This is a genomic window from Thermomonas sp. (assembly GCF_035369645.1).
GTDB lineage: Bacteria > Pseudomonadota > Gammaproteobacteria > Xanthomonadales > Xanthomonadaceae > Thermomonas.
This window is the reverse complement of record NZ_DAOOUM010000011.1, coordinates 34675-42821: the sequence shown is the minus strand read 5'-3', so window position 1 is coordinate 42821 and position 8147 is coordinate 34675. Positions and strand designations below refer to the sequence as shown.

Sequence of the window (8147 nt, the reverse complement as noted above, 5' to 3'; positions counted from 1 at the left end):
GTCATGTATTCGGCGAATGCACCATTGCGGTTGACGCCGATGCCCACCGTATTCGGGCACAGATGCGGACGCCCGCCACGGCAATTACGGCAATGCCCGCAGACGATATGACCCTCGGCAGACACGCGCTGGCCGACTTGGTAGCCGGTGACTGCCGAGCCAAGTTGCGCGATGCGGCCCACGAACTCATGGCCGATGGTCAGGCCGGGCTGGATGGTGCGCTGGCTCCAGTCATCCCACAAATAAATATGCAAATCGGTGCCGCAGATCGCGGTTTTTTCTAACTTGATCAGGACTTCATTCGGACCGGGCGTGGGCACCGGCACTTGCTCCATCCAGATGCCTTTGGCGGCTTCGCGCTTAACTAAAGCTTTCATATTAACTTGCGACATGGCTGTTCTCTTTCGATTTATCTTTCTATTTTACGCTTAAGTGAGGGCATTGCACGTGACTGAGGTCAGGGGGCAGCGGCGAGCAGGAATGGTCTAATAGGCGTTTGCAAGACGTTGGAGTGCGCTATGAGACTACACCCGTTGACCGCCGCGCTAGTGATAACAGGGCTAGGCTTGCTGATGACCACCGGTGCCGCACAAGCCGATGAGGGGATGTGGATGCCCCGCCAATTGCCGCAGTTGGCGGCGCAATTGCGGGCCGCCGGCTTCACCGGTGATCCCGCGCAGTTGGCGGATGTCACCCGGCCACCGTTGGCGGCGGTGGTGTCATTGGGCGGTTGTACCGCAAGCTTCGTCTCCCCGCGGGGTTTGGTCGTCACCAATCATCACTGCGCGATGGGCGCGATCCAACTCAACTCTACCCCGCAAAACAATCTCATCGAAAATGGCTTTGTTGCACCGTCGATGGCGCAAGAGGTCTCGGCAGGCCCGGCAGCACGGGTGTTTGTGACGGTGGGTTTCGACAATGTCACTGATCGCATGTTGGCTGGCGCCAAAGGCAAGACCGGGCGCGCCTATTTTGATGCGGTGGATGCCGCGAAAAAATCCGCAGTGGCGCGCTGTGAAATGGATGCCGGGCATCGCTGCAGCGTGGCGGATATGTATTACGGCAGCGCCTTTTATTTGATCAAGCAGTTGGAGCTCAAAGATATTCGTTTGGTGTATGCGCCGCCGGTGTCGATTGGCAATTATGGCGATGAAATCGACAATTTCATGTGGCCGCGTCACGTCGGTGACTTCTCGTTCTACCGCGCCTACGTCGGCAAGGACGGCAAGCCGGCGGCGTATTCACCGGACAACGTGCCTTACGTGCCGCCTGCGTATCTCACCGTCTCCACCGCACCGGTGAAGGCGGGCGATTTCGCGATGGTCGCGGGTTATCCGGGAACGACCTTCCGCCATCGCACCGCGTCCGAGTTTGCCGGCCAGATCGACTGGCTGCTGCCCAACCGCGTGGAGATGCTGGGCGGAATGATCCGCACGATCGAAGCGGCCGCCGCCGGCGACAAGGCGAAGGAGGTGCTGTACGCCTCCAACGTGGCTTCGCTGAAGAACAACCTCAAGCGCGCGCAGGGCGAACTGGAAGGCCTGCGCCGCAGCGATGCGGTGCGCGTGCGTCGCGCCGATGAGGACGCGATGCTGGCATGGTTGTCCAAACAGTCAAACAGCAAGCAGGCGCAAGCTGGCATCCGCGCGATGCAGCAGCAGCTCGATGCGGGTGAAGCCAACCGCGCACGCGATTTCGTTTTGCCGTTCCTGCGTCCGGGTCTGCTGGGCGCGGCGGTGCAGTTGCAGCGTCTTGCGCTGGAGCGCGGGAAACCGGATGCGCAGCGCGAAACCGGTTATCAGCAGCGCGACGAGCCGATGATCGAAGGCGGCCTGAAGCAGTTGCAGCGCCGCTTTGATCCCGAGGTCGAAAAAGCCACGTTGCGCTACGCCTTGAAGCGCTACTTCGCATTGCCGAAGGCGCAGCGCGTAGCCGAGTTCGATGCGGTGTTCGGTGCGAACGAAGCCGAGGCCGCGCAGCGGCTGGACGTGCTGTACGCCGGCACGAAGCTCGGCGACGAAGCCACCCGCTTGGGCGCGATGAAGCTGGATGCCGCCGCACTGGTCACCTCGAACGATGCGCTGCTCAAAGCCGCCGCTACCCTGCAACCGGCCTTGCTGCGGCTGGAACAGGAATCCAAGCAGCGCAATGGCGAACTGCTGCGGCTGCGCCCGTTCTACATGCAGACGCTGATCGCCTATCGCAACGCGCAGGGCAGGGCGGTGTACCCGGACGCCAATTCCACCCTGCGCGTGAGCTACGGCAAGGTCAGTGCGCTGACACCGCGCGACGGTGTGGATTATCGCCCCTTGACCACAGTGGCTGGCATCGTGGAAAAGCATACTGGCGTGGTGCCGTTCAATGCACCCAAGCCGTTACTGGATGCAATTGCCAAAGGTGACTTTGGGAGTACCGCTGATGCGCAATTGGGCACGCAGACGGTGGACTTCATGACCAATCTGGATACCACCGGTGGCAATTCCGGTTCGCCCGTCCTAGATGCGCAGGGCAGGCTGATTGGGCTGAACTTCGACTCCAATTGGGAAGCGGTCAGTGCCAGTTGGATGTTTGACCCGCGTTACAAGCGCGCCATCCATGTGGATATGCGCTATTTGCGCTGGATTCTGGCCAAAGTTTATCCGGCACCAAACCTACTAAAAGAAATGAACCTGCCAGCGGAATGAGCGTCGCTGACAACGTGATTGAAACCAACAGAAGGATGCAGACATGCGCAAGACAATGATGGCCACGGCGGTTGCATTGGCAGTCACCGGAATGGGGACTGCCGTCGCGGGCGAAGGCATGTGGGTGCCGCAGCAATTGCCGCAAATCGCCGGGCCATTGAAGAAGGCTGGCTTGAAATTAAGCCCCAAGCAATTGGCCAACCTGACCGGTGACCCGATGGGCGCGGTGGTGTCGCTGGGCGGTTGCACCGCCAGCTTTGTGTCACCGCAGGGTTTGGTGGCTACCAACCACCATTGCGCGTATGGCGCGATCCAGCTCAATTCCACCGCCGAAAAAAACCTGATTCGTGATGGCTTCAACGCCGCCACCCATGCCGATGAATTGTCGGCGGGGCCGAATGCGCGCATCTTTGTACTGGAGGCCATTACCGATGTCACCGCGCAGGCCAAGGCGGCGATGGCGACCGCCGGCAATGACCCACTCAAACGCGCGGACGCGCTGGAAGCCTTCGAGAAAAAAACCACCAGCGATTGCGAAGCCGAAGCAGGCTACCGCTGCCGGTTGTATAGCTTCATGGGTGGCAATACCTATCGGCTGTTCAAGAATCTTGAAATCAAGGACGTGCGTTTGGCGTATGCGCCACCCGCCAGCGTGGGCAAATTTGGTGGCGATATCGACAACTGGATGTGGCCGCGCCACACCGGCGATTTCAGCTTCTACCGTGCCTATGTGGGCAAGGACGGCAAACCGGCGGCATTTGCCAAGGACAACGTGCCCTATCAACCCAAGCATTGGTTGAAGATTGCCGACAAACCGCTGGGCGCAGGCGATTTTGTGATGGTGGCCGGCTATCCGGGCCGCACCGATCGCTATGCCTTGGTGGCGGAATTTGCAAACACCGAAAGCTGGCGGTATCCGGCCATTTCCAAGGCATTTAAAGACCAGATTGCCCTGGTCGAAGCGGCCGGCAAAAGCAACCCTGAGATCGCGGTGAAATACGCCAGCAGCATGGCAGGCTGGAACAACACCAGCAAGAATTTCGATGGCCAGTTGGAAGGCTTCCAACGCAATAATGTGTTGGCGATCAAACAGCGCGATGAGGCTGCCGTGTTGGGCTGGCTGCGTAGCCGTGGTGCTGCCGGCAAACCCGCACTGGCCGCGCACGATGCCTTGGTCAAATTGGTGGAATCTGGCAAGCGCACGCAAGAGCGCGACTTGGTGTTGGGCAGCTTCAACCGCACCGGCACCTTGGGTGTCGCGGTGATGTTGTATCGGGCGGCGATAGAACGGCAAAAACCCGATGCCGAGCGCGAGTCCGGCTATCAAGAACGTGACGTGCCCGGGATCGAAGGGTCGCTCAAGCAGATGGAGCGTCGCTACGACCCAACCATGGATCGCCAACTTCAGCAGTACTGGCTGGATCGTTATGTGGCATTGCCGGGAGAGCAACATGTGGCGGCGGTCGACGCCTGGCTGGGTGGCAGCGACAAGGCCAGCGCTGACAAGGCATTGACGCGATTGGATGGCACCCAATTGGGCAGGCTAGACGAACGCATGAAGTGGTTACAGGCCGACCGCGCTGCGTTTGAAGCCAGTACCGACCCGGCCATCCAATACGCGGTGGCAGTGATGCCCACGCTGCTGAAGATGGAAACCCAAGCCAAGGTGAACACCGGCGAAGCACTGGCGGCGCGCCCGGTGTATCTGCAAGCGATTGCCGATTACAAGCAAAGCAAGGGGGAGTTTGTCTATCCGGATGCCAATTCCTCGCTGCGCATCACCTTTGGCAATGTGAAGGGCTACACCAGCCTGACTGGCAAGGCCTACACGCCGTTCACCAAGCTGGAAGAAGTGGCCGCGAAGGAAACCGGCAAAGAACCCTTCGATAATCCCAAGGCACTGCTAGATGCGGTCAAGGCCAAACGCTATGGCGGTTTGGCGGATGCGCGGTTGGGGACGGTGCCGGTCAACTTCTTGTCGGACCTGGACATCACCGGCGGCAATTCCGGCTCGCCGGTGCTGGATGCGCAGGGCAAATTGGTGGGGCTGGCGTTTGACGGCACCATCGAGTCGGTGGCCAGCAACTGGGTGTTTGACCCGGTGATCACCCGCATGATCTCGGTGGATCAACGCTATATGCGCTGGATCATGCAAGAAGTGATGCCGGCCCCGCAGTTGCTGAAAGAACTGGGCGTGGCACCGAAGAAATGAGTTGATCGCCGGAACGCCCCTCTTCCTGTGGGAGAGGGGCGAGGGTGCGGCGCAAGCCTGCAGCGCAAGCCTGCAACGCAAATCAATCCGCATCAAACCCATAATCAAACGTGTAGTAGTGCTTGCCATCGATGATGTCGATGGCGATGCGCCCGTGCAGACCAGTGAGGGCATCGCTGCCAGTATCGGGCACCACGGTTAGGTCTAACGTCGGTTTGCCGCGCGTCATCACGCCATTGTGCTGGGCGAAAAAACTGCCGCGCCGGCCCTCCAACGTGCCTTCAATGCGCTCGATGGCCACATACGCGCCGGAACCCGCCACCTTCGACATCACTGCCAGCATATGCACCACGCTGCTGGCCTGAAGCGGGCCGTGGAACTGCTTATCAAAACGCATATGGCCGATGCGGGCGTCGCCACCCATGTCCAACTCGCCTTGCGGCGTGCGCTTGACCTCAAATTCACCCTTGGCTTGCATAGATCGATGCCGATTGCGGATGGAGCCGACACGATAGCCGGTTGCGCATCCCGTGCGCGCATTCTGCTAGCCTTGTGCGCTGCACAATTTGCTGGATTTGCCGCGCATGAACATACTCCTTGCCCGCCACGGCGAAACCCCGTGGAACGCCGAAGGCCGCTATCAAGGGCAGGTGGATATTCCCTTGTCCGAGGTTGGCATTAGCCAGGCTACCGCCTTGGGCCAACGCCTGCATGCGCTGCGCATCGACCGTGCAGTGGCCTCGCCGCTTGCACGCGCCACCCGCACTGCGCAGTTGGCATTGGGCGAATCTCGCGCCGCGCAATTGACCTTTGATGAAGGTTTGATGGAAATCGGCCATGGTGACTGGGAAGGGCTGCTGGCCAGCGAAATTGACGCGCGTGACCCGCAGCGCCTGCGCGCTTGGCGCGATGCACCAGATACGGTGCAAATGCCGGGGGTGGGCGGCGAGTCGTTGCAGCAGGTGTTTGACCGCGCATGGCCGGCATTTGCCCGCGCCTGCGCAGGTTTGAGCCACGATGACACCCTGCTGGTGGTGGCGCACGATGCGGTCAATCGCGTGCTGTTGTGCAAGGTGCTGGGCATCCCGCTGGCGCGGCTGTGGACGTTTCGGCAGGCACCCACCACGCTCAACTTGTTGCAAGGCGATAGTGTGGACACGCTGGACGTGGTGCGCCTGAACGATTGCAGCCACCACACCGCGTTTTTCGGCGAGGCCGTGCATCGGGCTTTGTAAGCGGCGCACTACAATAGTCGGATGTCCAAATCGCTCCCAAACTCGCTTCCTGAGTGGCTCGGCTACATCGAGCGCCAGCATCCCGCCACGATTGCCTTGGGCTTGGACCGTGTGCGCACGGTCGCCGCGCGCATGGGCTTGCAGCACCCGGCCACACACGTCATTAGCGTGGCCGGCACCAATGGCAAGGGCTCCACCGTGGCCTTGATCGAGGCCATCGCGCGTGCGCAGGGCTTGCGTGTGGGTGCGTACACCTCGCCGCATTTGCAGCACTACAACGAGCGCGTGCGTATTGATGGCGTGGATGTACAAGATGCGGCGTTGCTGGCGGGGTTTGCCGCGGTAGCGGCGGCGCGTGGCGACACCCCACTGACGTATTTCGAATACGGCACGCTGTGCGCGTTGTGGCTGTTTCAACGCGAGCCACTTGATTTGGTGGTGTTGGAAGTCGGCTTGGGCGGGCGCTTGGATGCGGTGAATTTGGTCGATGCCGACGCTGCCATCATCACCACCGTCGATCTGGACCACCAAGAGTGGTTGGGCCACGACATCGACACCATTGGTCGTGAAAAAGTCGGCATCGCGCGGGCATTCAAGCCACTGATCTTGGGTGATGATGACCCGCCGGCCAGCGTGCTGCGGCACGCCTATGCCATTGGCGCGCCGGCGTGGCGGATCGCCAATGATTTTTTTGCAGAGTCCGTGGATGCGCAGCATTGGCGTTGGCGCGAAGTGGGCTATGCGATCACGCTGCCACTGCCGATGCAGGCCTTGGGCGCGCCGGTGCAATTGCGTAATGCCGCCTGCGCGATTGCCGCGTTGCGCGCGCTGGATCTACCACTGGAAGATGCTGCCATCGTGCAAGGCGTGGCCAATGCCCGCATCGCCGGGCGCTTGCAGCGGTTTGAGCGCGCGGGTGTAGAAGTGCTGGTGGATGTGGGCCACAACCCGCAGGCCGCGCGTGCGCTGGCCGATTGGCTACACACGCAGCCGCAGCGGCGCACCGTGGCGGTGTATGCCGCACTGGCCGATAAAGACGCCTTGCCGGTGGTGCAGGCATTGGTGGACGGCGTGGCGCACTGGCATTTGGCCGGCAGCCAAAGCTATGGGCCGCGCGGGCAAAGTGCACAGGCACTGGTGCAACGGCTGGCGGGCAGCGCCGCTGCGGCCGGGCATTGCCATGCCGATGTGGCCACAGCACTTGCGGCCGCGCTGCAAGATGCCACAGCCCATGGGCGGGTGCTGGTGTTTGGTTCCTTTCATGCTGCCGCCCAGGCGATGCAATGGCTGAACGCGAGCGATTAGTTCGGTGCATTGGGCCGGTATAATTGCCGGCTGGATATCCCGCCTACCCACCACGGAATGCCAATGGATGCTTCGCTGAAACAGCGCCTGGTCGGCGCGGTCGTGTTGGTCGCATTGGCGGTCATCTTCCTGCCGATGCTGGTCAGGGGGCCCGCGCCAGAGAGTGGTGTCTCCAATGTGTCGATGCGGATTCCAGCCGAACCCAAACCTGCGGGTGAAGGTGAGGGCATGAGCCAGGATTTGCCCTTGATCACCCCGGCCGCAGCGCCCGCAGCAGGAGTGTCGGGGATGCCCACCCGTGTTGCCGAACCGGCAATACCCACGGCACCGGAAACAACAACACCCACGCCCATGGCCGCCGTTGCGGCGGGGGATTTTGCGGTCAATTTTGGCAGTTACGCCAGTACCGCCGATGCCGATAAAGTCATCGCCGCACTGGCCGCCAACGGCTTGCCGGGATATCGCGAGGCCGTGACAATCAACGGCAAACCCGCGCATCGGGTGCGTATCGGCCCATTTGCCGAGCGCGCACTGGCGGAATCGGCGCGGCTGCGATCCAAGCAGGTGCGAGGCGATCTCGAAGCCAAGGTGGTGACGTTGGATGCAGCCACGTCACCGGCTGATGCCGCGAAATCTGCGCCGCCATCCAACGCCAGTAACGACAGCAAGCCTGCAGAAAAAATTACAGAAAAGCCCACAGAAAAGCCCACA

7 protein-coding genes are annotated in these 8147 nt (G+C 61.2%); 5 read left to right on the top strand and 2 right to left on the bottom strand.

Annotated elements, in window-relative coordinates:
- A partial coding sequence (locus PK789_RS03635) for an alcohol dehydrogenase catalytic domain-containing protein (RefSeq protein WP_503011884.1) occupies positions 1-377 on the bottom strand: 377 nt, incomplete at its 3' end.
- A 141-nt stretch (positions 378-518) separates the two neighbouring features.
- On the opposite strand from PK789_RS03635, the gene PK789_RS03630 reads away from it, so the two are divergent.
- Together PK789_RS03630 and PK789_RS03625 are read left to right on the top strand one after the other, a co-directional pair.
- Entirely contained in the window at positions 519-2684 is a 2166-nt protein-coding gene (locus PK789_RS03630) for a S46 family peptidase (protein WP_324307091.1), read from the top strand.
- A gap of 43 nt (positions 2685-2727) precedes the next feature.
- Positions 2728-4896 (top strand): S46 family peptidase, encoded by a 2169-nt coding sequence (locus PK789_RS03625; RefSeq protein WP_503011883.1) that lies wholly within the window; start codon positions 2728-2730, stop codon positions 4894-4896.
- 82 nt (positions 4897-4978) lie between these two features.
- On the opposite strand, the gene PK789_RS03620 is transcribed toward PK789_RS03625, so the two are convergent.
- The gene (locus PK789_RS03620; RefSeq protein ID WP_324307089.1) at positions 4979-5374 is read right to left on the bottom strand and encodes a DUF3224 domain-containing protein; all 396 of its coding nucleotides are present in this window, start codon (positions 5372-5374) and stop codon (positions 4979-4981) included.
- Positions 5375-5480: 106 nt separating this feature from the next.
- Here PK789_RS03620 and PK789_RS03615 point away from each other — a divergent pair, with 106 nt between their 5' ends.
- From PK789_RS03615 to PK789_RS03605, 3 genes are all read left to right on the top strand, one after another.
- Positions 5481-6131 (top strand): histidine phosphatase family protein, encoded by a 651-nt coding sequence (locus PK789_RS03615; protein ID WP_324307088.1) that lies wholly within the window; start codon positions 5481-5483, stop codon positions 6129-6131.
- 21 nt (positions 6132-6152) lie between these two features.
- Entirely contained in the window at positions 6153-7436 is a 1284-nt protein-coding gene (folC, locus tag PK789_RS03610) for a bifunctional tetrahydrofolate synthase/dihydrofolate synthase (protein ID WP_324307087.1), read from the top strand.
- Between the two features lie 63 nt (positions 7437-7499).
- Positions 7500-8147, top strand: a 648-nt coding sequence (locus tag PK789_RS03605; protein WP_324307086.1) for an SPOR domain-containing protein, incomplete at its 3' end; no start/stop codon positions are given.